Origin of the sequence: Burkholderia sp. LS-044 (assembly GCF_004803625.1) — a bacterium.
GTDB lineage: Bacteria > Pseudomonadota > Gammaproteobacteria > Burkholderiales > Burkholderiaceae > Burkholderia > Burkholderia cepacia.
Genome location: NZ_SSWO01000001.1, coordinates 1,036,638 through 1,060,573 on the forward strand (window position 1 = coordinate 1,036,638; position 23,936 = coordinate 1,060,573).

22 protein-coding genes are annotated in these 23,936 nt (G+C 69.3%); 12 read left to right on the forward strand and 10 right to left on the reverse strand.

What is annotated here, in order from left to right; all coding sequences use genetic code 11:
- Positions 1-11 precede the first annotated feature (11 nt).
- Positions 12-1,823: an ABC transporter permease gene (locus E9536_RS04745; RefSeq protein ID WP_136469418.1), complete on the reverse strand. Its 1,812-nt coding sequence runs from the start codon at positions 1,821-1,823 to the stop codon at positions 12-14.
- A gap of 34 nt (positions 1,824-1,857) precedes the next feature.
- The gene (locus E9536_RS04750; protein WP_060086394.1) at positions 1,858-3,051 is read right to left on the reverse strand and encodes an ABC transporter substrate-binding protein; all 1,194 of its coding nucleotides are present in this window, start codon (positions 3,049-3,051) and stop codon (positions 1,858-1,860) included.
- Positions 3,052-3,406: 355 nt separating this feature from the next.
- Between E9536_RS04750 and E9536_RS04755 the strand changes: the two genes are divergently transcribed.
- From E9536_RS04755 to E9536_RS04770, 4 genes are read left to right on the forward strand one after another with little or no spacing between them, the layout of a single operon-like run.
- A complete protein-coding gene (locus tag E9536_RS04755) occupies positions 3,407-4,456 on the forward strand; it encodes a LysR family transcriptional regulator (protein ID WP_124534369.1) in 1,050 nt (349 codons plus the stop codon).
- Positions 4,453-5,886 (forward strand): NAD(P)/FAD-dependent oxidoreductase, encoded by a 1,434-nt coding sequence (locus E9536_RS04760; protein ID WP_136469375.1) that lies wholly within the window; start codon positions 4,453-4,455, stop codon positions 5,884-5,886. Before E9536_RS04755 ends, E9536_RS04760 begins: the two co-directional genes overlap by 4 nt.
- Before the next feature lie 46 nt (positions 5,887-5,932).
- The gene (locus tag E9536_RS04765; protein WP_136469376.1) at positions 5,933-6,463 is read left to right on the forward strand and encodes a hypothetical protein; all 531 of its coding nucleotides are present in this window, start codon (positions 5,933-5,935) and stop codon (positions 6,461-6,463) included.
- Positions 6,460-7,053: a peroxidase-related enzyme gene (locus tag E9536_RS04770; RefSeq protein ID WP_060086398.1), complete on the forward strand. Its 594-nt coding sequence runs from the start codon at positions 6,460-6,462 to the stop codon at positions 7,051-7,053. Before E9536_RS04765 ends, E9536_RS04770 begins: the two co-directional genes overlap by 4 nt.
- A 52-nt stretch (positions 7,054-7,105) precedes the next feature.
- Here E9536_RS04770 and E9536_RS04775 read toward each other — a convergent pair whose 3' ends face one another.
- The gene (locus E9536_RS04775) at positions 7,106-7,537 is read right to left on the reverse strand and encodes an Lrp/AsnC family transcriptional regulator (RefSeq protein WP_027790799.1); all 432 of its coding nucleotides are present in this window, start codon (positions 7,535-7,537) and stop codon (positions 7,106-7,108) included.
- Between the two features lie 296 nt (positions 7,538-7,833).
- Here E9536_RS04775 and E9536_RS04780 point away from each other — a divergent pair, with 296 nt between their 5' ends.
- Positions 7,834-8,913, forward strand: a complete 1,080-nt coding sequence (locus E9536_RS04780) for an ornithine cyclodeaminase (RefSeq protein ID WP_136469377.1) — start codon at positions 7,834-7,836, stop codon at positions 8,911-8,913.
- A 59-nt stretch (positions 8,914-8,972) separates the two neighbouring features.
- Positions 8,973-9,974 carry an arginine deiminase-related protein gene (locus tag E9536_RS04785; RefSeq protein WP_136469378.1) on the forward strand — a complete coding sequence of 334 codons (1,002 nt, stop codon included), beginning with the start codon at positions 8,973-8,975 and terminating at the stop codon, positions 9,972-9,974.
- Between the two features lie 130 nt (positions 9,975-10,104).
- Here the strand turns inward: E9536_RS04785 and E9536_RS04790 are convergent, their stop codons facing one another.
- The 4 genes from E9536_RS04790 to E9536_RS04805 all read right to left on the reverse strand — a co-directional run bounded on the left by E9536_RS04790 (position 10,105) and on the right by E9536_RS04805 (position 15,986).
- Positions 10,105-12,855 (reverse strand): Hsp70 family protein, encoded by a 2,751-nt coding sequence (locus E9536_RS04790; RefSeq protein WP_136469379.1) that lies wholly within the window; start codon positions 12,853-12,855, stop codon positions 10,105-10,107.
- A gap of 5 nt (positions 12,856-12,860) precedes the next feature.
- On the reverse strand, positions 12,861-14,702 hold the full coding sequence (locus tag E9536_RS04795) for an Hsp70 family protein (RefSeq protein WP_136469380.1): 1,842 nt from the start codon (positions 14,700-14,702) through the stop codon (positions 12,861-12,863).
- Positions 14,699-15,295: a DUF2760 domain-containing protein gene (locus E9536_RS04800; protein WP_136469381.1), complete on the reverse strand. Its 597-nt coding sequence runs from the start codon at positions 15,293-15,295 to the stop codon at positions 14,699-14,701. The genes E9536_RS04795 and E9536_RS04800 overlap by 4 nt, the downstream gene beginning before the upstream one ends.
- A 250-nt stretch (positions 15,296-15,545) precedes the next feature.
- A complete protein-coding gene (locus tag E9536_RS04805; protein WP_042974024.1) occupies positions 15,546-15,986 on the reverse strand; it encodes an Rrf2 family transcriptional regulator in 441 nt (146 codons plus the stop codon).
- 139 nt (positions 15,987-16,125) lie between these two features.
- Between E9536_RS04805 and E9536_RS04810 the strand changes: the two genes are divergently transcribed.
- Positions 16,126-17,040 carry an NAD(P)/FAD-dependent oxidoreductase gene (locus E9536_RS04810; protein ID WP_059693732.1) on the forward strand — a complete coding sequence of 305 codons (915 nt, stop codon included), beginning with the start codon at positions 16,126-16,128 and terminating at the stop codon, positions 17,038-17,040.
- 27 nt (positions 17,041-17,067) lie between these two features.
- Here the strand turns inward: E9536_RS04810 and E9536_RS04815 are convergent, their stop codons facing one another.
- Positions 17,068-17,922 (reverse strand): hypothetical protein, encoded by an 855-nt coding sequence (locus tag E9536_RS04815; RefSeq protein ID WP_021158371.1) that lies wholly within the window; start codon positions 17,920-17,922, stop codon positions 17,068-17,070.
- Between the two features lie 230 nt (positions 17,923-18,152).
- Here E9536_RS04815 and E9536_RS04820 point away from each other — a divergent pair, with 230 nt between their 5' ends.
- The 4 genes from E9536_RS04820 (at position 18,153) to E9536_RS04835 (ending at position 22,181) form a co-directional block, all read left to right on the forward strand.
- Entirely contained in the window at positions 18,153-19,079 is a 927-nt protein-coding gene (locus E9536_RS04820) for a LysR family transcriptional regulator (protein ID WP_124840269.1), read from the forward strand.
- Positions 19,080-19,224: 145 nt separating this feature from the next.
- Positions 19,225-20,355, forward strand: coding sequence for a DSD1 family PLP-dependent enzyme (locus E9536_RS04825; protein WP_136469382.1), 1,131 nt, complete (start codon positions 19,225-19,227; stop codon positions 20,353-20,355).
- A gap of 108 nt (positions 20,356-20,463) precedes the next feature.
- Positions 20,464-21,435: an ornithine cyclodeaminase family protein gene (locus tag E9536_RS04830; RefSeq protein WP_136469383.1), complete on the forward strand. Its 972-nt coding sequence runs from the start codon at positions 20,464-20,466 to the stop codon at positions 21,433-21,435.
- Between the two features lie 23 nt (positions 21,436-21,458).
- Positions 21,459-22,181, forward strand: coding sequence for an HAD family hydrolase (locus E9536_RS04835; protein ID WP_059693727.1), 723 nt, complete (start codon positions 21,459-21,461; stop codon positions 22,179-22,181).
- A gap of 124 nt (positions 22,182-22,305) precedes the next feature.
- On the opposite strand, the gene E9536_RS04840 is transcribed toward E9536_RS04835, so the two are convergent.
- The gene (locus E9536_RS04840) at positions 22,306-22,923 is read right to left on the reverse strand and encodes a glutathione S-transferase family protein (RefSeq protein WP_059693726.1); all 618 of its coding nucleotides are present in this window, start codon (positions 22,921-22,923) and stop codon (positions 22,306-22,308) included.
- A gap of 86 nt (positions 22,924-23,009) precedes the next feature.
- On the reverse strand, positions 23,010-23,378 hold the full coding sequence (locus E9536_RS04845) for a hypothetical protein (protein ID WP_136469384.1): 369 nt from the start codon (positions 23,376-23,378) through the stop codon (positions 23,010-23,012).
- 81 nt (positions 23,379-23,459) lie between these two features.
- Here E9536_RS04845 and E9536_RS04850 point away from each other — a divergent pair, with 81 nt between their 5' ends.
- Positions 23,460-23,927, forward strand: coding sequence for a MarR family transcriptional regulator (locus E9536_RS04850; RefSeq protein ID WP_027790785.1), 468 nt, complete (start codon positions 23,460-23,462; stop codon positions 23,925-23,927).
- Positions 23,928-23,936 lie beyond the last annotated feature (9 nt).

Consider the following 23,936-nt stretch of genomic DNA (forward strand, 5'->3'; position numbering starts at 1 on the left):
CGCATGCCTCCTCACACCGTACCCAGCAGGCCCTGCGGCCGGAACCGGACGAGCAGCAGCAGCACGAGGCCGTAGATCAGCATCCGGTAATCGGCCGCCCAGCGGAACAGCTCGGGCAGCCCGATCAGCGCGATCGCGCCGACGATGCCGCCGAGCACGTTGCCGAGCCCGCCGAGGATCACCATCGTCAGCGCGAGGATCGACACCTGCGAATCGAAGGTCTGGTGATTGATGTAGCTGTACAGGTGCGCGGCGATCCCGCCGCTCACACCGGCCGCGACGCCGCCGACCGCGAACGCGATCGCCTTGTAGCGGTTCGGCGCGATGCCGTGCGCACGCGCGGCGACGTCGTCCTCGCGCACCGCGCGCAGCGTGCGGCCGAGATGCGAGCGCAGCAGCCGCACCTGCACGAGTGCGAACGCGACGAGCACCGCGAACGTGAACCAGTACGCGGCGCGCGCGGTGCTCGCCCACGGCAGCGGCGCGATGCCGGTGATGCCGAGCGGGCCGCGCGTGAGGCCGTCCCAGTTCAGGATCACGAGGCTTACCACTTCACCGATGCCGAGCGTCGCGATCGACACGTAGTGCCCGCGCAGCCGGAACGCCGGGTAGACGAGCAGCGTGCCGAGCACGGCCGTGATGACGCCCGCGCACGGGATCGTCACGGCCGGCGACCAGCCGAGATCCGACGACAGCAGCGCCGACGCATACGCACCGATCACGAGCAGCGCCGCGTGGCCGAGCGAGATCTGCCCGACCGTGCCCGCGACGAGCGTGAGGCTCAGCGCGAGCAGCCCGTACAGCCACGCGTTGGTCAGCGTCTGCAGCACGTACGGCGACGCGCCGAGCCACGGCAGCACGGCGGCCAATGCAATCAGCGCGATGAGCACCGGACGCGGCACGCGCACGGCCTTCGCGGCCGCGAGGAAGGTGCCCGTCATCGGTTCGGGCGGCAGCGCGCGGTTCGCGCTGAACAGGCCGTTCGGCCGCCACACGAGGAACACGATCAGCAGCCCGAACGCGAACAGGTCGCGGTAGCTCGTGCCGAACAGCGCGACGCCGTAGCTCTCGACGAGGCCGAGCAGCAGGCTGCCGGCGATCGCGCCCGGCACGTTGCCGAGGCCGCCGATCAGCAGCGCGACCACGCCCTTCAGCGTCGCCTGGAAGCCCATCGCCGGATCGATGCTGTTGTAGTACATGCCGACCAGCAGCCCGCTCACGCCGCCGAGCGCGCACGCGATCGCGAACACGGTCTGGTTCACGCGGTCGACGTCCACGCCCATCTGCAGCGCCGCGTCGCGATCCTGCGCGGTCGCGCGCACGGCCCAGCCGAGTCGCGTGAAGCGCAGGAAGCCGTACAGCAGCGCGGCCGCCGCGATGCCGATGCCCGCGATCAGCAGGTCGAGCGAGCCCAACGTCGCGCCGGCAATGCGCAGATGCCAGTCCGGCAGCGGCGTCGGCACCGCGCGCGGGTCCGCGCCGAAGGCGAGCTGCGCGAGCTGGTCGAGGATGAAGCTGATGCCGATCGTCGCGAGCAGCGGCGCGATGCGCGCCGCGTGGCGCAGCGGCCGCAGCCCGATCCGCTCGATCGTGACGCCGAGCGCGCCGCAGCCGACGACGACCGCCGCGAGCGCGACCGGCAGCGGCAGCCCGAAGCGCGTCAGGCACAGCCAGCCGATGAATGCGCCGACCATGTACACCGAGCCATGCGCGAAGTTGATCAGATGCGACACGCCGAAGATCAACGCGAGCCCGACCGCGAGCAACGCGTAGATGTTGCCGACGATGAGGCCGTTGAGCGTGTAGTCGAGCCAGGAAGCCATCACGATGCGTCCGTCACGTGCATGCGGTTCAGGGTCAGCGCGCGGCGAGCTGCGGTTTCGCGCCGTCCCACAGCGCCCACTGCCCCTGCTTCACGACGAGATACACGGTGCGCGCGCCCGCGACGCGGCGCGTCTGCGGATCGAAGCGCACCTTGCCGAAGATCACGCTCGGCACGTCGCTGATCTTCGCGAAGCCATCGTGCGCGGCCTGCCGCGTCGTGCCGTAGCGGCGCAGCACTTCCGCCGACAGGATCAGCGCGTCGTATGCGCGTGCGACGAACGAATCGGGATCGGCATGGAATTTCGCGCGATAGCGCTGCACGAACGCCTGCACCTCGGGGCGCGGCTCGGCCGGGAAGAAGTTCGATTCGGTATACACGCCATCGACGGCCGCGCCGCCCAGTTCGAGGAATTTCGGCGAATACACGGAGCCGACCGCCGCGATCGGCAGCGTGACGCCCGACGTGCGCGCCTGCCGCACGATCTGCGCGCCGTCCGCGTAGTACGAGATCAGCACGATCGAATCGGGCTTCGATTCGCCGATGCGCACGAGCGTCGAACGGAAATCCTTCTCCGCCGGCTGGTAGCCTTCGGCCGCGACGACCTGCGCGCCGAGGCCGGCCACCGCCTTCGCGAAGATGTCCTTGCTGGTACGGCCCCAGTCGGTGTTCAGGTACAGCACCGCGATCCGCTTGAAGCCGAGCTCCTTCACCGCGTAGCGCGCGAGCAGCGGCTGCTCCTCGGCCTGGCTCAGCGCGGTGCTCCACAGATAGTCGCCGCCCTTCGTGAAGTCCGGATGCGAGTTCGTGAAGCCGAACTGGATCAGTTGCCCGCGCTGGTAGATCGGCGATGCGGCCATCGACGTCGCGCTGGAGAAGTCGCCCAGCTCGATCGCGATGCGCGGATCGGCGACGAACTTCTGCGCGATCGCGACGGCCTGGCGCGGGTCGCTGCGGCTGTCCTGGAAGTCGATCGCGAGCGGCCGGCCATGGATGCCGCCGCTGCCGTTGATCTCGTCGAGCGCGAGATCGAAGCCGCGCTTCCATTGTTCGCCGTATTGCGCGTCCTGGCCCGTGAGCGGGCCGCTCACGCCGACCACCACCGGCTCGCCCGATACGCCCGCGGCGAGCGCGCCGCCCGTCGACAAGCCCCATGCGGCAGCGAGCGCCGCCACCGTGCCCAGCACGCGCCGCCATGCGCCGCGTACGTCGTTCCCCGAAACGTTCATGCGTCCCCCAGCTTCAGTCAGTCGAAAAGAGTGAGGGCATGTAACCATCCGGTTCAGGACGATCCAACGAAGTTTTGCGTATATCGATATCGGGCGCGGCGCGAAACCGGCGACGCACGCGAACAATCGCCCGCACGCGCTGCCGCGCGCGATGAGCCGGCATGCATCGCATCGCGTTGATTCGATTGGCGTTTCCTGTACGTCACGCATCGCCACCGGCGCGCCCGCGCGCCCCTCCGGCCATCGCGGCGATCGCGCGTTTCGCAGTTTTCGCGCTGTCGATAGCAAAATTCATTATATGAATCACGCATGCTCACACTCCTACAATGCGCAAATCGCATCATCGGAAGGTGTCATGGAGCTGCATCAACTCGAAGCGTTTTCCGCGGTCATGTCGGCCGGCAGCGTGACCGGTGCGGGCGAACTGCTCGGCCGCTCGCAGCCGGCCGTCACGCGGCAGATCCAGGAGCTCGAAGCCGATCTCGGCTACGCGCTGTTCGACCGGCACGGCCCGCGCGTCACGCCGACGCGGCGCGCCTTCCTGCTCTACGAGGAAGTCGAGCGCTCGCTGGTCGGCCTGCGTGCGATCGAGGCGCGCGCACGGGCGCTCGGCGACGAAACCGCCGAACCCGTGCGCATCGCGGCGACGCCTTCGCTCGCGGCGACGCTCGTGCCGGCCGCGCTCGCCGCGCTGCCCGACGGCGCGCAGGCGCCGCACTACCAGTTGCGCAGCGAATCGGCCGAGCATGTCGTGCACGAGGTACTGGCCGGCACGGCCGACATCGGCGTCGTCACGCTGCCGATGGCGCATGCGGGGCTCGACGTGCACTGGATCGCACAGACGCCCTGCGTCGCCGTGCTGCCCGCGGGCGACCCGCTCGCGGCGCAGCCGCGCATCGCGCTGCGCGATCTCGCGCGCCGCCGCATCGTGACGGTCGCGAACCGGCACCGGCTGCGCCAGCGGATCGATGCGGCATTCGCGGCCGCGCGGGTCGACGCACGCGTCTTCATCGAAACCAATGCGTCGCTGAATGCGGTGATGGCCGCGCGTGCCGGCATCGGGATCGGCATCGTCGATCCGGCCACCGGTGTCGCACTGCCGGTGGACGGCGTCGTCGCCCGCCCGCTCGACGTCGACATCCCGTTCGCGTTCGGCGTCGCGACGCCGGCCGGCAAGGCGCGCACGGCGGCCGTCGATGCGCTGCTCGACGCGCTGCACCGGACGACGCGCACACTGCTCGACGACGTGATCTTTCACGAGGCCGCCGCGCACGACGCGCTGCTGCGCGGCGACCGGCTGCGTGCCGGGCGCCCGTCACGTCCTTCAAGTCCCTCAAGTCCTGCAAGCCCTTCCAGCCCGCCACGCACGGCACGATCGCGCCGCACGCGCCCGGAGGCCGCATGACGATGCCCGCCGATGCACTCCACGCACTCGAAACCCGGCTCGCTCAAGACCTGCGCTGGCTCGACCTGCCCGCGCCGTCGTGGGTGCCGCCGCGCGAGGCCGACGGCACACGCGTGCTCGACGTCGCGATCGTCGGCGGCGGCATGGCCGGGCTCGCGACTGCCGCCGAACTGCGCCTGCTCGGCATCGACAACCAGTGCGTGATCGACCGCGCGCCGGCGGGGTACGAAGGGCCATGGGTCACGTTCGCGCGGATGGACACGCTGCGCTCGCCGAAGCAGCTCGCGGGCCCTGCGCTCGGCCTGCCCGCGCTGACGTTCCGCGCCTGGTTCGAAGCGCAATACGGCCGTGACGCATGGGACGCGCTCTACAAGATTCCGCGCACGCAATGGATGGACTACCTGCGCTGGTACCGGCGCGTGCTCGACCTGCCGGTGCGCAACGACACCACGCTCGTCGCGCTGCGCCCGCGCGACGACGGCCTGCTCGCGCTCGACGTACGCGGCAACGGAGAAGCGCAGACGCTGCTCGCGCGGCATGTCGTGCTCGCGACCGGCCGCGACGGGCTCGGCGGCCCGTACGTGCCGCCCGTCGCGCACCGCACGCCGCGCGCGCGTTGGGCCCATTCGTCCGAGCCGATCGACTTCGCGGTGCTCGCGGGCAAGCGCATCGGCGTGGTCGGCGCGGGCGCGTCCGCGTTCGACAATGCGGGTACCGCGCTCGAAGCCGGCGCCGCGCGCGTCGACCTGTTCTTCCGCCGCGCGGACATTCCGCGCATCAACAAGCTGACGGGCATCGGCAGCCCGGGGCTCGTGCACGGCTACGCGGATCTCGACGACGCGACGAAGTGGCGCTTCATGCACTACGCGCTGACGTCGCAGACGCCGCCGCCGCGCGACAGCGTGCTGCGCGTGTCGCGTCACGAGCATGCGCATTTTCATGCGGGCAGCCCGATCGAGACGCTCGCCGAACATGCGGACGGCCTCGACGTGACGACACCGCGCGGGCGCTACACCGTCGATTTCCTGATCTTCGCGACGGGCTTTCATTCGGACTGGACGACGCGCGCGGAATTCGCGTCGTTCGGCTCGCACGTGCGGCGCTGGAAGGATCGCTATCGGCCGGCGCCGGATTTGTGGCTCGACGAACTCGCGGAATCGCCCGATCTCGGCCCCGCATTCTCGTTCCAGGAGCGCGAGCCCGGTGCATGCCCGGCCGTCACGCGAATCCATTGCTTCAACCATGCGGCGAGCCTGAGCCACGGCAAGCTGTCCGGCGATATCCCGGCGATCAGCGCGGGCGCCGAGCGGCTCGCGCGCGGCATCGCGAGCCGGCTGTTCGACGCGGATCGCGATCGCCACTACGACGCGCTCGTCGCATACGCGAACGCGGAACTGCAAGGCGACGAATGGCGCGACGCCGATGCATGAGCGCGCGTCCATCGACCCCATAGACGACCAAGGAATCCCGAACGATATGACTGAATCCATCACGCCGGCCGATGCGCCGGACACGATCGATGCGGCGGCCGGCCTGCGCGACGGCGACGCGATCGCCGCACTGCGCCGCGCGCGCGAAAAGGTGCTGCTTCATACGCGGCTGAGCGAGGCTGCCCTGTTCGATCCCGCGCTGCCCGATCTTTCGTTGATCGAAAGACTGCACACGGCCCGGTATGTCGCGCACAAGTCGAAGGCGCCGGCATTGACCGACACCTATCGTGCACGGCTGATCGACGCGGGCGGCACGCTCGACGATATCGCACGCGCAGACGCCGATGCGTTCGACGCACTGCCTCGACGCATCGGCGCGATCCTTGCGCATGCACGCCTGCTGACGCTCGCCCCTGTCGATGCGCGCCCGTCCGATCTCGACGCACTGAAGTCGGCCGGGCTTACGACGCCCTCGATCGTCGCGCTGTCGCAGCTCGTGGCGTTCGTCGCGTACCAGTTGCGCGTCGCCGTCGCCGCGCAGGCGCTTCAGGCACGTACCGCAACGGAGGCCGCATGACGACGACCGCCCACGGCTTCACGTCCGACACGCTCGGCTGGCGCGCCTGGCTCGACACCGTTTCGCTCGATGCCGCGACGCCCGAGCAGCTGGCCGTGCTCGACGCGAGCCACCCGCAAGCGAAGACGTCCGACTATTACCTGCTGCTCGTCCATCTGCCCGAGATCCTGCGGCAACGCTCGGGCGTGTTCAACGCGATCATGTACGGCCCCGGCGGGCTGTCGCGCGCGGAGCGCGAACTGGCCAGCACGGCCGTGTCGCGCGTGAACGGCTGCGTGTATTGCGCATCCGTGCACGCGCAGCGCTTCGCGCAGCTCGCGAAACGCACCGACGCGATCGAGCAGGTATTCGACGATCCGGCGACGGCCGGCACGACGGCGCGCGAACGCGCGATCGTGCGTTATGCGATCGCGCTGACGGAGCGGCCCGAAACGGTCGACGCGAGCGATGTCGCCGCGCTGGAAGCCGAAGGGCTGACGCATGAGGAGATTCTCGACCTGTCGCACGCGGTCGCGATCTTCGCGTGGGCGAACCGGTTGATGCTGACGCTGGGCGAGCCGGTGTTTCCGGAACAGGCGTCACTCGCCTGACGCCTGACGCCCGACCCAACCCGAACACGGGCTGACGCAGGCGCCGCCCGCGTCACGCCTTGTGCGTCGACAGCAAGATACTCGTCTCGGTATTCGCGATCCCGTCGATCAACCGGATCGCGCCGAGCACGCGATCGAAGTGCTCGAGCGAATCGGCATGCAGCTCGGCGACGAGATCCCAGCGCCCGTTCGTGCTGTGGATCGACGTCACGTTCGGATGCCCGCGCAGCACCTTCACCACTTCCGCGCCGCGGTTGCCCTGCACGGCGATCGACATCAGCGCGCGGATCCGGTGGCGTTCCGCCGCCGGCTTGAGCCGCACCGTATAACCGACGATCACGCCGTTTTTCTCCAGCCGCGTCAGCCGGTTCTGCACGGTCGCGCGCGCGACGCGCAATGCCTTCGCCAGCGCGACGACGGGCAGTCGCGCGTTGTCGCGCAGCAACGCGATGAGCTGCCGGTCGACATCGTCGAGCGTGATCATGGATGGACCTTCCTGTTGAACGTGAACCGGCCGCCAGCGTGCCGGAGGCTGCGCATTCCGCGCCAGCGAAACTTGTCAAATTGCCGGATATGGCTGGCATTCTGCCAAGTCTATCGATAAATCTGCCACTTTTGCTGTCTATTTGTTGGCTCGACTCGCGGAAATAATGACGTATCGACCGGCCGGACACGCCGCGCCGCCGCTTTCCGGCAAGCCCGCGCCGCGCCGAAGCACCGCCCGGTCGACCAGAACGCCAGGGACATCCGTACCGGCACTGAGAACATGGAGACAGACGCATGACCCGCTTCCTCGACGTTCCCGCCACCGCCCGACTGATCGCCAGCACCGGCGTCACGACGTTCCTGCGCGAACTCGTCGACACGCTGCGCGCCGATTACCTGCACTGGGCCGACTTCGACAAGTCGCCGCGCGTCGCGTGCCACTCGCGCGACGGCGTGATCGAACTGATGCCCGTCGCGAACGCATCGCTGTTCGCGTTCAAGTACGTGAACGGCCACCCCGTCAACGCCGCGCGCGGGATGCACACGGTGATGGCGTTCGGCGCGCTCGCCGAAGTCGACACCGGCTACCCGCTGCTGCTCGCCGAACTCACGCTCACCACCGCGCTGCGCACGGCCGCCACGTCGGTGCTCGCCGCCCAGGTACTCGCCCGCCCCGACGCGCGCACGATGGCGCTGATCGGCAACGGCGCGCAGAGCGAATTCCAGGCGATCGCGTTCCATACGCTGCTCGGCATCGACGAAATCCGCGTGTTCGACGTCGATCCGCGCGCGACCGACAAGCTCGTGCGGAACCTCGCCGCGTACCCGGCACTGCGCGTCGTGCGTGCCGCATCGACCGCCGACGCCGTGCGCGGCGCCGACATCGTGACGACCGTCACCGCCGACAAGGCATACGCGACGATCGTCACGGCCGACATGATCGAGCCCGGCATGCACCTGAACGCCGTGGGCGGCGATTGCCCGGGCAAGACCGAGCTCGAAGCGGGCGTGCTGCATGCGGGCCGCGTGTTCGTCGAATTCGAGCCGCAGTCGCGCATCGAGGGCGAGATTCAGCAGATGCCGGCCGACTTCCCCGTCACCGAGCTGTGGCGCGTGCTGCAACGCGAGACGACCGGCCGCGAACGCGCGGACGAAGTCACGGTGTTCGACTCGGTCGGCTTCGCGCTCGAGGATTATTCGGCGCTGCGCTACCTCTATGCGCTCGCGCAGCAGCACAACGCGGGCGTCGAGATCGCGCTGATTCCGCCGGCCGTCGACCCGAAGAACCTGTTCGCGCTGATCGACGATCCGGCCGCGATCGCGCAGGGTCACGCGGCATACGTGACCGAAGCCGTCGCCGCGTTCGCGCGCTGACCGCGATGCCCGGGCGGCAGGTGCGCCGCCCGTTTTCCTGCCCTTCGTTCCTGCCTGTCATGAATCTCGTATCGATCCAGGCGCCGGCCGCCGTCGTGATGATCCGGCCGCACCGCTTCCTGCCGAACCCGCAGACCGCGGCCGACAACGCCTTCCAGCGCACGGCCGGCAACGGCGCGCCCGACCTGCCGTCGGTATCGGCCGCCGCGCGCGACGAAGTCACGGCCGCCGCGCAGACGCTCGCCGATGCGGGCGTGCGCGTGCATGTATTCGACGACCACGGCGAGCGCGACACGCCTGATTCCGTGTTCCCGAACAACTGGTTCTCGACGCACCCGGGCGGCCATGTCGCGCTGTATCCGATGTACAGCCCGAATCGCCGCCGCGAGCGGCGCGCGGACGTGATCGAGATGCTGAAGGCCGAATATCGCGTGCAGGACGTGATCGACTACTCGGGCCTCGAATACGACGACGTGTTCCTCGAAGGCACCGGCGCGATGGTGCTCGACCACGTCGCGCGGATCGCTTACACCGCGCGCTCGCGCCGCGCCGATCCGGTCGCGCTCGAACGCTTCTGCACGCATTTCAATTTCGAGCCGATCTGCTTCGACACGGCCGATGCCGACGGGCGCGCGATCTATCACACGAACGTGATGATGAGCGTCGCCACCGAGTTCGCGATGGTAGGCCTCGACCTGATCGCCGACAGCCGGCGTCGCGGCGAAATCGCGCAACGCCTGACCGAAACGGGGCGCGCGGTGATCGCGCTCGATCCCTCGCAGATCGCGAATTTCGCGGGCAATACGCTGGAATTGTCGGGCAAGGACGGGCGTGTGCTCGCGCTGTCGCGGCGCGCGTTCGATTGCCTCACGCGCGACCAGCGCACCGTAATCGAGCGCTCCGCGCGGCTGCTGCCGCTCGACGTGCCGACGATCGAGCTGGCCGGCGGGTCGGTGCGCTGCATGCTCGCGGGGATTCATCTCGCGCGGCGGGCCGTTGCGCCGGATGTGATCGCCGTGGAGTCGGCCGCAGCGTTGCGTGAGGCGATGCCGCAGGTCTGACCGGCGCACGACCCGTGCAAACGAAAACGGCTGCCGATGCATCGGCAGCCGTTTTTTCAAGGTCGTCGAATCCGTGAACATCGACGGCACGCTCAGGCATCCGGACGATACCGTCGCCCCAGCGCGCCGCTCACCCCGCCAGCAACTTCAACCCGGCCGGCAGCGTCTCGCCGAACACGCGCACCGTGTCGGCTTCGTCGAACGCGATCGCTTCACGCACCATGTCGATCCACGCCGACGATGCATTCGCAGCCGACAGGCGCTTGATTACCGCGTCGCGCGTCACGTCCGGCAAATCGCGCGAACGGTCTCCGGTCATCCGCGCAATCTGCGCAGCGGCAAACGCGGCCGGCTCGACCTGCTTCCAGTCGAGCGCGAACAGCGCATCGAGCCAGCCACCGGCGACTTCCGCCGGCACGACGCTGTGCGCACTGCCGTAAAACGGCCGGCGCGCACCGATGCGCCCGAGCGCCCACGCGCACAGCGCACGCTCGGCAGGCTTCTGCAATTGCGCGATCAGGCGTTCGGCCAGTTCGACCTTGCGCTCGACGGGCAGCCGTTCGAGCGACGCGGACAGCCGCGTCATGTCGGCCGGGCCGACCTTGCCCGGATCGAACGGCAGCTTGCGCCGCTTGTCGTCGGACGGTTCGAGGAACGCGATCGCGTCGCGCACCTGCGTCTGCGCATCGTCGTCGAGGCCGCCGGCCACGCGCCGCCACAGCGTCCACCACTCCGACCACACCTGCCCGTCGGTCACGTACTGGATCCCGTCGTCGAACAGCGGCCACAGCTGCTCGATGCGCCAGGCATCGAGCGGATGACCGAAACCCGGACGCAGGCAATAACCGGCAAGGTTCAGCCACGCGCGCTCGTGATCGGCCGAACGGCGGCGGCGGCGTGCGCGCGCGAGCAGCGCGTCGAACAGCTCGCGCGCGAGCGCGACGTCCCACGCTTCACGCGCGCCGAGCACCTGTTCGAGTTGCGCGCGCAACCGGCGCGTGTCTTTCGGCGCGACACCCGCAGCCTTGCTGCCGAACGAGCGCTCGATCAGCTCGATCGCCTGGTCGAGCCGCGGATGTCGCGCGGGCGCGGCGTCGTCGCCGTGCACCGGCGCATCGCCGCGCAACTGGAATTCGAGCTTCCAGCGGCGCGCCGCGTCGTCGGTCGCGATGCAATGCATCTCGAGCGTGCCGACCTCGGTCAGCGACGCGGTGAGCTTCACCGGCGTTTCGCGTGCGTCGCCGCCCGCCTTCGCGTCGACGACCGTCGCGATCGGCGGCAGCCGCACGAAATCGCCGCCGTCGAGATCGACGAGATCGCCGGGCCGGTACGGGGTCTCGGCCACGGTCGACATCAAGTGAAAACGCACCGGCTGCCCGAGCTGCAACGCGAACGTGCGATCGTCGAGCCGGATCTCGCGGCCCTCTTCCGCACCGCGCGGCAGCAGGCAGACGCCGCGCGCGGCGGAATCGGCCGCGTCGTCGTCGAGCACGAGGAAATAGCTGCGCGCGGACCCGCCGCCGATGCGCGGCGCATGCCCGGCGCGCGCGAGCCCGTACGCGACGGCGCCGCGTGCGACGGCCACGTCCGGATGCGCGTTGTGCAGCACGTCGAGCGGCGCGCCGCGCCATGCGCCGAGCGTCTGCGCGAGACGGCCGGCGAGCGCGCCCGCGCGGAACACACCGCCATTGAGCAGCAGCGTGTCGGGCAGCGGGCCGTCCGCATGGCGCTGCAGGAACGCGGCGACATGCCGCGTGACGGCCGCGTCGCTCGCATACGGCAGCCCGAATTCGACGATCGCGGCGCGCGCACGGCGCGGCAGCTCGCCGGCTTCGACCTGCGGAAAGAACCCGTCGACGACGATCTGCTCGACTTCCTGCCGCGTCAGCTCGGCCGAACGCGCACCGCCGACGAGCCTGCTGCCCGCGCCGAGCAGCGTGACGGTGACCGACGCCGGCGCATCGTCGCCGAGCAGCCGCTCCTTCGCCGCACGGCAGCGCTCGACGAGCTGCGACAGGCTCGCGGCCGACAGCCGCGTGCCGGGCTCGGTCAGCCGCGCCTCGACCAGGCGCGCGAGCGCGAGGTCCATGTTGTCGCCGCCGAGCATCAGGTGGTTGCCGACGCCGACACGCGTGAAGGTGGGCTCGCCGTCGTCGCCCGGCGCGACATCGACGAGCGTGAGGTCGGTCGTGCCGCCGCCGACGTCGCAGATCAACACGCGCCGCGCGGCGGCGAACGTGTCGCGCAGCGTGTCGCGCTGGCCGTACAGCCAGTCGTAGAACGCGGCCTGCGGCTCTTCCAGCAGCCGCAGCGCGGGCAGCTTCGCGCGTCGCGCGGCCTCGACCGTCAGTGCGCGCGCGCCGTCGTCGAACGACGCAGGCACCGTCAGGATCACGTCCTGCTTCGCGAGCGGCGCATCGGGAAAACGCGCGTCCCACGCATCGCGCACGTGCGCGAGATAACTCGCGCTCGCATCGACCGGCGACACCTTCTCGACGCCGTCGGCCGCGCCCCACGGCAGGATCGCCGCGAGCCGGTCGACCGACGCGTGCGACAGCCAGCTCTTCGCGCTCGTGACGAGCCGGCCCGGCACCTGCGCGCCGAGCGTGCGCGCGTAGCGACCGATCACGGCCGGCGGATCGGCGGCCGCGTTCGCGTTTGCTTTCGCGGCGACCGCCCACGGCAGCCGCAACGTGTCCGGCGGCAGCTCGCCCGCCGCCGGGTGATAGCGCACCGACGGCAGCAGCGGCTGCGCGGCCACCGCGCCGGGGCCGACCAGCTGCTCGACGTCGAACACGCGGATCGCGTCGGAACCGGCCTCGACGTAAGCGACGACCGTATTGCTCGTGCCGAGGTCGATCCCGACCGTATAGCGCTTCATCGCGCTCAGGCGGCGCCGCGCACGTCGAACTCGACCTTCCAGCGCTCGTTCGTGCCGCTCGGGATCGCCTCGAGTTCGAGCGTGCCGGCTTCGGTCACGCGCGCATGCAGCTTCACGGGCACGATCTCGCCGACGGTGCGCCCTTCTGCCGGCAGCGTCGCCTGGATCTCCTCGAGCTCCTGCAGTTCCTCCGGCGACCAGTAGTCGAGCAGCGTGCCGACCTGGTCCTGGCGGCGCACCGACGAACCGAAGAAGCGGAACTGCACCGGTTCGCCGACGACGAGGCCGAACTCCTGCGGCGGCAGCGCCGCGTCCGAGCCTTCCTCCATCCCGAACGGCGCGACGCACAGCGCCTGCACCGGCGGCTCGAGCCCCGGCACCGCGGGCATCGCCGATTCGATCGCGACGTAGTACGCACGCGCCGTGCCGCCGCGAATGCGCACGCCACGGCCGCGCTTCACGTAGCCGTAGTATGCGGCGCCGCGCGCGACCGCGAGGTCGAGATCCGCGCCTTCGAGCAGGCGCGCGGGCGGCGCGCCTTCGGCGGCGAGCCAGTGGTTGAGCGTATCGAGCACGCGCTGCGTGAGCAGCGTCGACTTGAACACGCCGCCGTTGAACAGCACGGCAGTCGGGTGCAGGAACGTCGCGCCCTGCGGCAGCGTGCGCTGCACGCCCTCGAGCGAGTCGAGCGCCGCGACCTGGCGGCCGAGGAACGCCGCGAGATGGCGCGTGATGCCCGCATCCTGCGCATACGGCAGGCCGAGCTGCGTCAGGCCGACGCGTGCGCGGCTTACCGGGCGCGCGGCTGCGTCGACCTGCGGGAAGAAGCCTTCGAGGATCGTCTGCGTGAGTTCCGCGCGCGTGAGCTCCGTGCGAATCGACCCGCCGATCAGCTTCGAGCCGCGGCTCGGCACGACGAGCGGCACCGCGTCGGTCGACGGATCGGACAGCAGCGTTTCCTTCGCGGAACGGCATGCGTACGTGAGCGCCCGCAGTTGCCACGGATCGGCCTGCGTGCCCTGCTGCGCGAGCTTGCGCGCGACGACGTGCGCGAGCGCGAGGTCCATGTTGTCGCCGCCGAGCAGGATGTGCTCGCCGACCGCCACGCGATGCAGCTCGAGATTGCCGTCGCGCTCGACCACCGCGATCAGCGACAGGTCGGTCGTGCCGCCGCCGACGTCGACGCACAGGATCAGGTCGCCGACCTGCACCTGCTTGCGCCAGCCGCCCTGGCTCTTCTGGATCCAGCTGTACAGCGCGGCCTGCGGCTCCTCGAGCAGCGTCATCCGCGAATAGCCGGCGGCGCGGGCGGCCTCGGCCGTCAGCTCGCGCGCGGCCGGGTCGAACGACGCGGGGATCGTGACCGTCACGTCCTGGTCGGCGAACGGCGCGTCGGGATGCGCGTGGTCCCACGCTTCGCGCAGGTGCGTCAGGTAGCGGATCGAGCTTTCCAGCGGCGACACGCGCGACACTTCCGGCGGCGCATCGCTCGGCAGGATCGCCGCGCGGCGATCGACGCCCGGGTGGCACAGCCAGCTCTTCGCGCTCGACACGAGGCGGATCGGCGTGCCGGCGCCGCGCGTGCGCGCCATCTCGCCGACGGCGAAGGCGCGCGAGGCCGTCCACGGCAGCGTCAGGTCGCCCTGCGTGAGTTCGCTTTCATGCGGCAGGTAGAGGAACGACGGCAGCAGGTCGCGCGACTCCAGCGCGCCGGGCGCGGTGAGCTGCGCGATCGGCAGCACCTGCTGCGTGATGGTTTCGCCGTCGCTCGCGGCGCTGTCGACATACGACAGCGCGCAGTGGGTCGTACCGAGATCGATACCGATCGAATAGCGCGGATCGCTCACAGTTCCACCTCCGCCGGTGCGACGACCGAGGCGTCGTGGCTGCCCGTCAGCTTCGGCAGGCGCACGTCGGCCACCCGCCAGCCGCGATGGCTGACCGTACCCGTGAACGGCGCCGAGCCGACCACGTTGCCGGTCACGCGCACGGCCGTCGCGTCGAAACCGGCCGGCAGCGTCACGCGGCTGCCTTCGGCTTCGTCGCGCACCGGCACGATCGTGAAGTGTTCGCGCAGCGCGGCACGGCAGCCGTCGTGCACGAGGCGCGCGGCCGCGCCGATCTCGGCGTCCGCATAACCGGCGATGTCTTCCTCGACGAAGTCGATGAAGCGCGCATCGCGCTGCAGCAGGCCGAGCAGTTGCAGTGCGGCCTGCGGGCTCGCTTCGCGCAGCTCGGGAGCAGGCGCCTTCACGGGTGCGGGGGCCGGCGCAACGGGCGCGGCAGCCGGGGCCGGGGTCGGGGTCGGCGCGACCGGCGCCGGGGCGCCGTCGCGCACGCGCAGCACGCCGGCCGCGAACTCGCGGTTGCCGAGCACGGAGAAGAACGTGCCGACGGCAAGCGACAGCCGGCCGAAGAAGGACAGGTTGGATTCGGGCATGAGGTCTGGACTCCTGTGGGCTCGCGACACGGCGAGCGATCTTGCCTGGGCGCCGGGCAGCGGCGTGCGGATTGCGCACTGCCGCCGCCCGGCGCGTGATTCGGTCGCGCCCTCGCGGGTGCGGAAAACCCGTATTTTGCCCTGTGGCGGGCGAACCGGGCAGAAGTTGGGGGACAGAACATCGCGGCGCGACGGTTTCGGCCGCGCCGGCGCGCACGGCGGCCGTGCCCGGCCGCGATGCTGCAGCGCGTCAGCGCGGCTTGCGCCGCCGGGCCGCCTTCGCTTCGAAATCGCGCGACAGCATGCCGAGCGTGACTTCGCCGAAGCGGGCGAGCAGCGTCGTCTCGGCCTCTTTCAGCGTAGCTGACAGGTGCGCGTTGACGGCCTGCTCGACCAGGCATTCGGCCTCGTCGTCGGTGACGAGATCGGAGAACAGCGGCGGCTCGCCCACCGCGCCATAGACGTCGAGCAGCGTGATGTCGTCGAGCGCGACACTCAGCGCCCACCCGCCGCCATGCCCCTTCTCCGACTGCACGTACCCGTGGTCGCGCAAGCCCCCGAGCAGGCGTCGCACGACCACCGGGTTCGTGCCCAGCATCGTCGCGATCGTCTCCGACGTCAGCGGGCCGTCGGCCTGGTCCATGTGGATCAGCACGTGCAGCATGCGCGACAAGCGGCTATCGGTTCTCACGGGCGGCGCCCCTCTCTCGAAACTTTTGAAGTTGCGTGAATGATACCACCGCCCTATCATGCAACTTCTCGTGTTCCATGAGTTGGCCGCCATCGGAACACGTCCTTCAATCACGCAGGTTCAGGAAAGGAGCGGGTGCATGCATGACCATCATGAAGTCATCGTGATCGGCGGCAGCTTTGCGGGGCTGTCGGCCGCGATGCAGCTTGCGCGGGCGCGCCGCCGCGTGCTCGTGATCGACGCCGGCCGGCCGCGCAACCGCTTTGCCGCGCACGCGCACGGCTTTTTCGGGCAGGACGGCAAGCCGCCCGCGCAGATCGTCGAGGAAGCCGCCGCGCAACTCGCCGCTTATCCGACCGTGCAGCGGATCGCAGGCGACGTGCGCACGGCCGAACGCGATGCGGACGGCCGCTTCCACGTGACGCTGGCCGACGGCAGCCGAGCCAGTGCCGACCGGCTGATCCTCGCGACCGGCATCCGCGACGAACTGCCCGCGCTGCCGGGGCTCGCCGAACGCTGGGGCGTCAGCGTGCTGCATTGTCCGTACTGCCATGGGTACGAGGTGAGCGGCCGGCGGCTCGGCGTGCTCGCCACGCATCCGCTGTCCGTGCACCAGGCGATCCTGATTCCAGACTGGGGCCCGACGACGTGGTTCACGCAGGGCGTGGTCGAAGCGAACCACGAAGAAGCCGCGTTGCTCGACGCGCGCGGCGTACGCATCGAGCGCTCGCCGGTCGTCGAAATCCTGGGCGACGCGCCGCGTATCGAAGCGTTGCGGCTCGCCGACGGGCAGGTCGTGCCGGTCGATGCGCTGTTCGTCGGCGCGCGTACGGCAATGGCGAGCGATCTCGCGCAGCAGCTCGGCTGTGCATTCGACGACGGGCCGCTCGGCCCTGTCGTGCGCGTCGATGCGGGGAAAGAGACGAACGTCGCCGGCGTGTTCGTGGCCGGCGACGCGTCGACGCCGATGACCAACGCGACGTTCGCGTCGGCGTCGGGCGTGATGGCCGGGGTCGCCGCGCATCGGTCGCTGATTGTCGGGCTGCGCGCGTGACGCGGCGCGCAGCCCCGGGGCACACGATCAGGACTTCGCGATGTTCTCGAGCATGTGGCGCGCATCGTTGATCAGCACGCCGAAGTCGACCGTATCCGGCGCGGTTTCGACACCGGTGATCACCGCCGTGATCACCGCCTTCGACCCGTTGTGGTACGGATACACCTGCGTGACATACGTCATGTCGCGACCATGCAGCGTGGACACGAAGTAGCTGCTGTAGATCTTGCCCGTCACGGGATCGGCCCAGCCCTGCCGCGCGGTCATCGGACGCGCGAGACGCATGAAGTTCGCGGTCACCGATTCCGAGTTGTACGGCGAATCCACCTCGAAGCGGTAGACGATTTGCAGCGACGTCAACTGCGTGCGCAGGTCAGCGTCGTTGAAGTTCGGCACCGGAAACTTGCCGATCAGCCCCTGCTGATAGGCGTTGCGCGTCATCGGCTGAAACGCGACCTGATAACCCTTCGGCGATTCCTGCACGTTGAAGTTGACGTCGTACTTCACGCCCGACCCGGCGACCCCGTTGTCCGTACGCGCATGGACAACGAACGATCCGGGCGTCAGGTTCTCGAAGCGAAGCCGGTAGTACTGCGCGTTCGCGATGACCTGCACGCTGCGGCTGTCGTAGCCGACATCGCGGACGATGACCGTCGAATACGGCGCGACCTTGCGCGGCTGGATGCCGGGATCGTTCGGAATCTTCAGGACGACCGGCTTCTGGCTCGACACGTCGGTCCGGCCCGCGTCGGACGTCAGCGCGCCCATGATCCCCTGGCCGGCCTGTTGAAGCGGGTTCGTCGCGCCGCACGCGGCGAGCGAAGCGGCCGCGACGACGATTGCGAGGCGGCCTGCCAGGGGACGGGTAAAGACGGACTTCATAAGGTGAGAGGCTCCATTTTTTCGTTGGAATAGGTCCCGGCCTTCCACGGCATGCACCGTGCTGGTCTGGACACGCTGCACAGAAAGCCGGACGTCGTCTCTATATCGGCGCAACGCGACGGTTCTTTAAACCGTCGACACCGGCCATGTCGCCCGCGCCGCCGCCTCGATGGCTACGACGCGTGATATGCGGTTTAATGCCCTGCATCGTTCACATTAAGAGACACGAAATGCTCGACCTCGACGACCTTCGGCTCGTACGCGCGATCGGTACGTCGCGCTCGCTGGCCTCCGCCGCCCGGCTGCTCGATCTCACGCCGCCCGCGGTCACGATCCGCCTGCAGCGGATGGAGGCGCGCTTGAACGCCAGGCTCGCGGTGCGGCAACCGAAAGGGATCGCATTGACCGACGAAGGGCAACGGCTGTACCAGGAAGCCGTCGACATTCTCGAGCGCGTGGACGCGCTGCCGGTCAGCATTTCAGGCGACCACGGCGACGTGCGGGGCACGCTGCGCGTCGTCGCCCCGCTCGGCTTCGGGCGAAAGTACGTCGCGCGGATCGTGCGCGACCTGCAGCGCGCGCACCCGAAACTCGACATCGCGCTCCACCTGTCGGACAGCCCGTTGACCAGCGCGTCGGGGGCCGACGTGGTCGTGCACGTCGGCAGCCTCAAGTCGTCGTCGTGGATCGGCTATCCGCTTGCGCCCAACGAGCGATTTCTGTGCGCGAGCCCTGCCTATGCCCGTCGCATCGAGGCATTGAACCATCCGTCCGACCTGGCCCGATACGACTGCCTGTGCCTGCGCGAGAACGACGAGGACATCCCGCGATGGCGCTTCTCGTCCGGCGGCGACGTCAAGGGTGCCCCACGCCGGTCCGCCGTGATCCGCGTCACCGGCGCGCTGTCCTCCAACGACGGCACCGTCATCACCGAATGGGCGCTGGCCGGGCTCGGGATCGTCGAGCGCTCCGAGTGGGACGTCGCTCCGCTGCTGGCGAACGGCAGGCTCGTCCGGTTGCTGCCCGACTGGCACCTGCCGCCCGCGCCGGTCACGGCGCTGCTGCCGTCGCGCACCGGCCGTTCCGCGCGGCAACGGGTATTCCTCGAAGCCGCGACGCGGTTGCTGAGCCCGCCGCCGTGGCGCGGCAAGGCATGAGTGGCACCGGGCTCGGGCTCGGGCTCGGGCTCGCGCGATCCGGTCGATTAAACGGTGTTTAATGCCGTATTAGCGTTGCGTTAAACACGCGGCCCGTCGACGCGTCTACAGTGCTCGCACCGGCAACATTCCGAGGCAACGCATCGTGGACCTTCAAACCCTCAACACCCCGGCCGCCCTGATCGACGTCGGCCGCATGCGTCACAACATCGGCCGCATGCAGGCACATCTGGACGCGCTCGGCGTCAGGTTCCGGCCGCACGTCAAGACCACCAAATGCACGCACGTCGTCGATGCCCAGATCGCCGCGGGCGCGCAAGGCGTCACGGTGTCGACGCTCAAGGAAGCCGAACAGTTTTTCGCGCACGGTATCCGCGACATCGTCTACGCGGTCGGCATGGTGCCCGCGAAGCTCGGCCAGGCGCTCGCGCTGCGCCGGCAGGGCTGCGACCTGAAGCTGGTCACGGACAGCCTGCCGGCTGCACACGCGATCGCCGAATTCGGGCGCGCGCATGGCGAGCGCTTCGAAGTGTGGATCGAGGTCGACGTCGACGGCCACCGCTCGGGGATCCCGCCCGACGCCGGCCTGCTGATCGACGTGGGCCGCGCGCTGGTCGACGGCGGGCTCGTGCTCGGCGGCGTGATGGCGCACGCGGGCTCGAGCTACGAATACAGCACGCCCGAAGCGCTGGCGGCCATCGCCGAACAGGAGCGCAGCCGCACCGTGCGCGCGGCAGAACGCCTCCGGGCCGCCGGGCTGCCCTGCCCGGTCGTGAGTATCGGCTCGACACCCACAGCGCTCGCGGCGCGACACCTCGATGGCGTCACCGAGGTGCGTGCCGGCGTGTACGTGATGTTCGACCTCGTGATGCACAACATCGGCGTGTGCGACCTGTCCGACATCGCGCTGTCGGTACTGACCACCGTCATCGGGCACCAGGAAGAGAGAGGCTGGGCGATCGTCGACGCAGGCTGGATGGCGATGAGCCGCGACCGCGGCACGCAGCGTCAGGCGCGCGATTTCGGCTACGGGCAGGTCTGCACCGAACACGGCGACGTGCTCGGCGACTACGTGATGAGCGCCGCCAACCAGGAGCACGGGATCGTGTCGCGCGCGAGCGCGCCCGACTCCGGCATTGCGCAACGGTTTCCGATCGGCACCCGCCTGCGCATCCTGCCGAATCACGCGTGCGCCACCGGTGCGCAACATCCCGAGTATCAGGCGATCGGCGACGACGGCAGCGCGCGGGCGTGGCCGCGCTTCTACGGGTGGTGAGCCGAACCGCGCGGCCGCACCGTGTCGTCGATGCATTGACTATTTGTCCAAATCTGGACAAAATTTAAACACCTCGTTTTGCATTGCGCCGAAAGCGCTTGCCCGAACATGCCGACAGACGCCCGACTCCTGCTTCTCGACCGCGATGCCGTCGAACCCGCCCTCGAGGCCGCGCAAGTGACGGCGGCGGTTCGCGAAGCCTTCGTGCTGCACAGTCAACGGGCCGGGCGCGTGTTTCCGGTGGTTCGCGAGAAGCTGCACACGGGCGGCGTATTCGGGATCAAGTCGGGCGACGTCGCGTGCCAGGAACTGCTCGGCTTCAAGGCGGCCGGGTTCTGGCCCGGCAACCGGGCGCTCGGCGGCGAACCGCATCAGGCCACCGTCGCGCTGTTCGATCCGGCCACGGGCCGCCCGCTGTGCATCATGGACGGCAATGCGATCACCACCGCGCGAACCGGTGCCGCCGGCGGCCTCGGGCTGCAACTGCTCGCGCGTCGCGACAGCACGCGAATCTGCGTGTTCGGCACGGGCGTGCAGGCGCGCGTCCAGCTCGACTACGCGCTCGGGCTGCTGCCGCAACGGTGCACGGTGCGGTACGTGAACGTCAGCGGCGAGCCCGACCCGGAGTTCGAATCGGCGTTCCGGGAGCGATGCACGATCGGCGTGGCACGCGACCGGAACGACGCGGTGGCCGATAGCGACGTGGTCATCACGGCAACACCGGGCGGCGGCGCGCTGTTCGATGCGGATGCGGTTCGGCCGGGCACCCACCTGACCTGCGTCGGCGCCGACACGGCCGGCAAGCGCGAGCTTCCGGCAGGCGTGCTGGAACGCGCGCGCATCGTCGTGGACGATCACGATCAGGCCCGCAGCATCGGCGAGTGCCAGTGGGCGCCGGATTTGCCACGCACTGAAATCGGTGACATCCTCGCCGGAACCGCGTCGGTCGACCGCGCGCCGCACGAGATCACCGTCTTCGACATGACCGGGCTGGCGCTTCAGGACCTGACCGTCGCCCGCTTCCTGTATCGACAGGCCCTCGAAAACGGCACCGGAATTTCCATTCCGTGGCCGTGGTAAACGAAACTCTCTCGTCAACCGCCATGCGTCTCGCCAAAGTTTCCGCCCTCTCGTTCGACCTGGACGACACCCTGTGGCCGTTCGGGCCGGCCGTCGTACGGGCCGAAGCGGCGCTTCACGCATGGTTGATCGAGCACGCGCCCGGTACCGCGCGCGTGCTGTCCACGCAGCAGGCGTTGAGCGGGTTGCGTGAGGAATACGAACGATTGTGCCCCGGGCTCGCCGGCGATTTCCGTGCGATGAGGATCGGATCGATCCGGCTTGCGCTGGAGCGTGCGAACGAGGATGTCGCGCTCGCCGAGCACGCGTACGCGGCGTTCTTTGCCGCGCGCAACCGGGTCGAATTCTATGACGATGCGTTGCCCGCGCTCGCGTGGTTGAGCGCGCGGTTTCCGTTGATCGCCGTGACCAACGGCAACGCCGACCTGCGAATGACCGGCGGCGGCGAATACTTTCGTGCGACGCTCAGCGCACAGGCGTTCGGGGTCGCGAAGCCGGAGCCCGGGATCTTCCATGCGGCGGCGGAAACGCTCGACGTGCAGCCGGCGGAACTGCTGCACGTCGGGGACGACTATCACCTCGATATCGTCGGTGCGTTGAACGCGGGGCTTCAGGCAGCGTGGGTGGTTCGCGACACGCATCCGGAACCGGAACGTGTGCAGCAACAGGCCGCCGCGCCGCACCTTACGCTCAACGACCTGTCGATGCTGTGTCGCGCGCTCGGCGGGCCTGACGACGTGGCGTGAGCGTATGCGCCTGCGCGCGCGACGCACGCTTTAACGCCATGACACGCGGCCGGCAGGCATTCCCCCACTGCGCAAACGAAACGGCCGGCCTGGCCGATACGGCCCATGGCCGGCCGCCGCACGCTCACGCCGCCTTGCGCGCGTCCGCGATCCGCTGCGGCGCCTTCGGCCGCGCATACAGCCGTTCGAGGTACGCCCGCAACTGCGGGAAAGACTCGATCAGGTTGCACTCGCCGGCCCAGTCGATCAGGTAAGCCGTCACGCAATCGGCCACCGTCAGCGTGTCGCCGACGATGAACTCGCGCCCTTCCAGATGCTTGTCCAGAATCGCGGCCATCGTCCTGAAATCCTCGCGCGCCAGCTCGATGTCGGCCGGCGAGCGCTTCTCCGGCGGATAGAGGAACGAATGCCGCGTGATCCGCCACAGCGGCTGCTCGAGCTCGGTCACCGCGAACATCACCCACCGGTAGGCCTGCGCGCGCAGCGCCAGATCGACCGGCAGCAGCGCCTTCTCCGGGTACTTGTCCGCGAGATACAGCACGATCGCGGCCGATTCGGGAATCACGAGGTCGCCGTCCACCAGCACGGGCACCTTGCCGGCCGGATTGAGGCGCAGGAATTCGGGCCGCTTGTGCTCGCCCTGGAGCAGGTTCACCGAGACGAACTCGAAGTCGGCATCCAGCTCCTTCAGCCCCCACAGCGCGCGCTGAGTGCGGGTGCCGGCAAATCCGTAAAGCTTCATCGCCAGTCTCCATCCAGAATGTCGGAAATTTCCGCATGCCAGCCACGGCGCCTCGCCGATCCGCAACGCCTGGCCTCGCTCGTCGTTTACGCGCCGGGAATCGCCAGCACCGGCATCACGTCGATCGCCACGCCCGGGAACAGCGTGAAATGCGGATGGCCTTCGAACAATGCGGCCGCCGCGTCGTGCGACGCCGCCCGCACGACGGTAAAGCCGCTCATCTCGTTCGCCGTGTCGGTGACGCCGGCCGCATCGATCGTCTTCGTCTTGCCGAGCGGCCCGCCCATCTCGACGATCGCGTCGCGATTGCGGTCGACCCATGCATGCCACGCGGCGATGCCGTCGCGCTCGCGGGTGCGCCGCTCGTCATCCGGCAGCGCCAGCCAGGCCTTCATGGCCGGGCTATCCTTGGCGCCGAGAAATACCGCGAGATACAACTGCTGTTGAGCACTCATGCCGCCTCCTCCGGTGACGGGCACGACGGACTGCCGCGCCTCGACCTTGACACGATAGGTTGATATCAACACAATTGCAACATGGCACGAAAAGAAAAGCTCCCTTTCGAAACGACGCTGATGGTGCGCGATTGCTGCCTGTGCCTGCACATGCAGCGCGCGGCGCGCAATCTTGCGCGGATCTTCGACGATGTGCTGCGCCCGCTCGACCTCACCAACGGCCAGTTTTCGCTGCTGATGTCGCTGAACCGGCCGCAGCCGGCGCCGATGAAATCGGTCGCATCGGTGCTCGCGATGGATCGCACCACGCTCACGGCCGCGCTCAAACCGCTCGAGCGGCGCGGCCTCGTCACGATCGCGCAGGACCCGGACGACCGGCGCAGCCGTCTGCTCGAACTGACGCAGGCCGGCCACGACCTGCTGGCCGAGGCATTTCCGCTGTGGCAGCAGACGCATGCCGAGATCGAACGGCCGTTCGCACCGGGGGAAGTCGATCAGTTGCGCGGCCAGTTGCGTGTGCTGTCCGTCGATCCGGCCGAACGCGGCTGAACGGAACCG

Coding starts and splice junctions, on each gene's coding strand:
- E9536_RS04835 (WP_059693727.1), top strand. CDS start 21,459: ATGCGTCTCGCCAAAGTTTCCGCCCTCTCGTTCGACCTGGACGACACC.
- E9536_RS04810 (WP_059693732.1), top strand. CDS start 16,126: ATGCATGACCATCATGAAGTCATCGTGATCGGCGGCAGCTTTGCGGGG.
- E9536_RS04815 (WP_021158371.1), bottom strand. CDS start 17,922: ATGAAGTCCGTCTTTACCCGTCCCCTGGCAGGCCGCCTCGCAATCGTC.
- E9536_RS04845 (WP_136469384.1), bottom strand. CDS start 23,378: ATGAGTGCTCAACAGCAGTTGTATCTCGCGGTATTTCTCGGCGCCAAG.
- E9536_RS04830 (WP_136469383.1), top strand. CDS start 20,464: ATGCCGACAGACGCCCGACTCCTGCTTCTCGACCGCGATGCCGTCGAA.
- E9536_RS04755 (WP_124534369.1), top strand. CDS start 3,407: ATGGAGCTGCATCAACTCGAAGCGTTTTCCGCGGTCATGTCGGCCGGC.
- E9536_RS04745 (WP_136469418.1), bottom strand. CDS start 1,823: ATGGCTTCCTGGCTCGACTACACGCTCAACGGCCTCATCGTCGGCAAC.
- E9536_RS04790 (WP_136469379.1), bottom strand. CDS start 12,855: ATGAAGCGCTATACGGTCGGGATCGACCTCGGCACGAGCAATACGGTC.
- E9536_RS04775 (WP_027790799.1), bottom strand. CDS start 7,537: ATGATCACGCTCGACGATGTCGACCGGCAGCTCATCGCGTTGCTGCGC.
- E9536_RS04840 (WP_059693726.1), bottom strand. CDS start 22,923: ATGAAGCTTTACGGATTTGCCGGCACCCGCACTCAGCGCGCGCTGTGG.
- E9536_RS04780 (WP_136469377.1), top strand. CDS start 7,834: ATGACCCGCTTCCTCGACGTTCCCGCCACCGCCCGACTGATCGCCAGC.
- E9536_RS04800 (WP_136469381.1), bottom strand. CDS start 15,295: ATGCCCGAATCCAACCTGTCCTTCTTCGGCCGGCTGTCGCTTGCCGTC.
- E9536_RS04770 (WP_060086398.1), top strand. CDS start 6,460: ATGACGACGACCGCCCACGGCTTCACGTCCGACACGCTCGGCTGGCGC.
- E9536_RS04785 (WP_136469378.1), top strand. CDS start 8,973: ATGAATCTCGTATCGATCCAGGCGCCGGCCGCCGTCGTGATGATCCGG.
- E9536_RS04850 (WP_027790785.1), top strand. CDS start 23,460: ATGGCACGAAAAGAAAAGCTCCCTTTCGAAACGACGCTGATGGTGCGC.
- E9536_RS04765 (WP_136469376.1), top strand. CDS start 5,933: ATGACTGAATCCATCACGCCGGCCGATGCGCCGGACACGATCGATGCG.
- E9536_RS04750 (WP_060086394.1), bottom strand. CDS start 3,051: ATGAACGTTTCGGGGAACGACGTACGCGGCGCATGGCGGCGCGTGCTG.
- E9536_RS04760 (WP_136469375.1), top strand. CDS start 4,453: ATGACGATGCCCGCCGATGCACTCCACGCACTCGAAACCCGGCTCGCT.
- E9536_RS04820 (WP_124840269.1), top strand. CDS start 18,153: ATGCTCGACCTCGACGACCTTCGGCTCGTACGCGCGATCGGTACGTCG.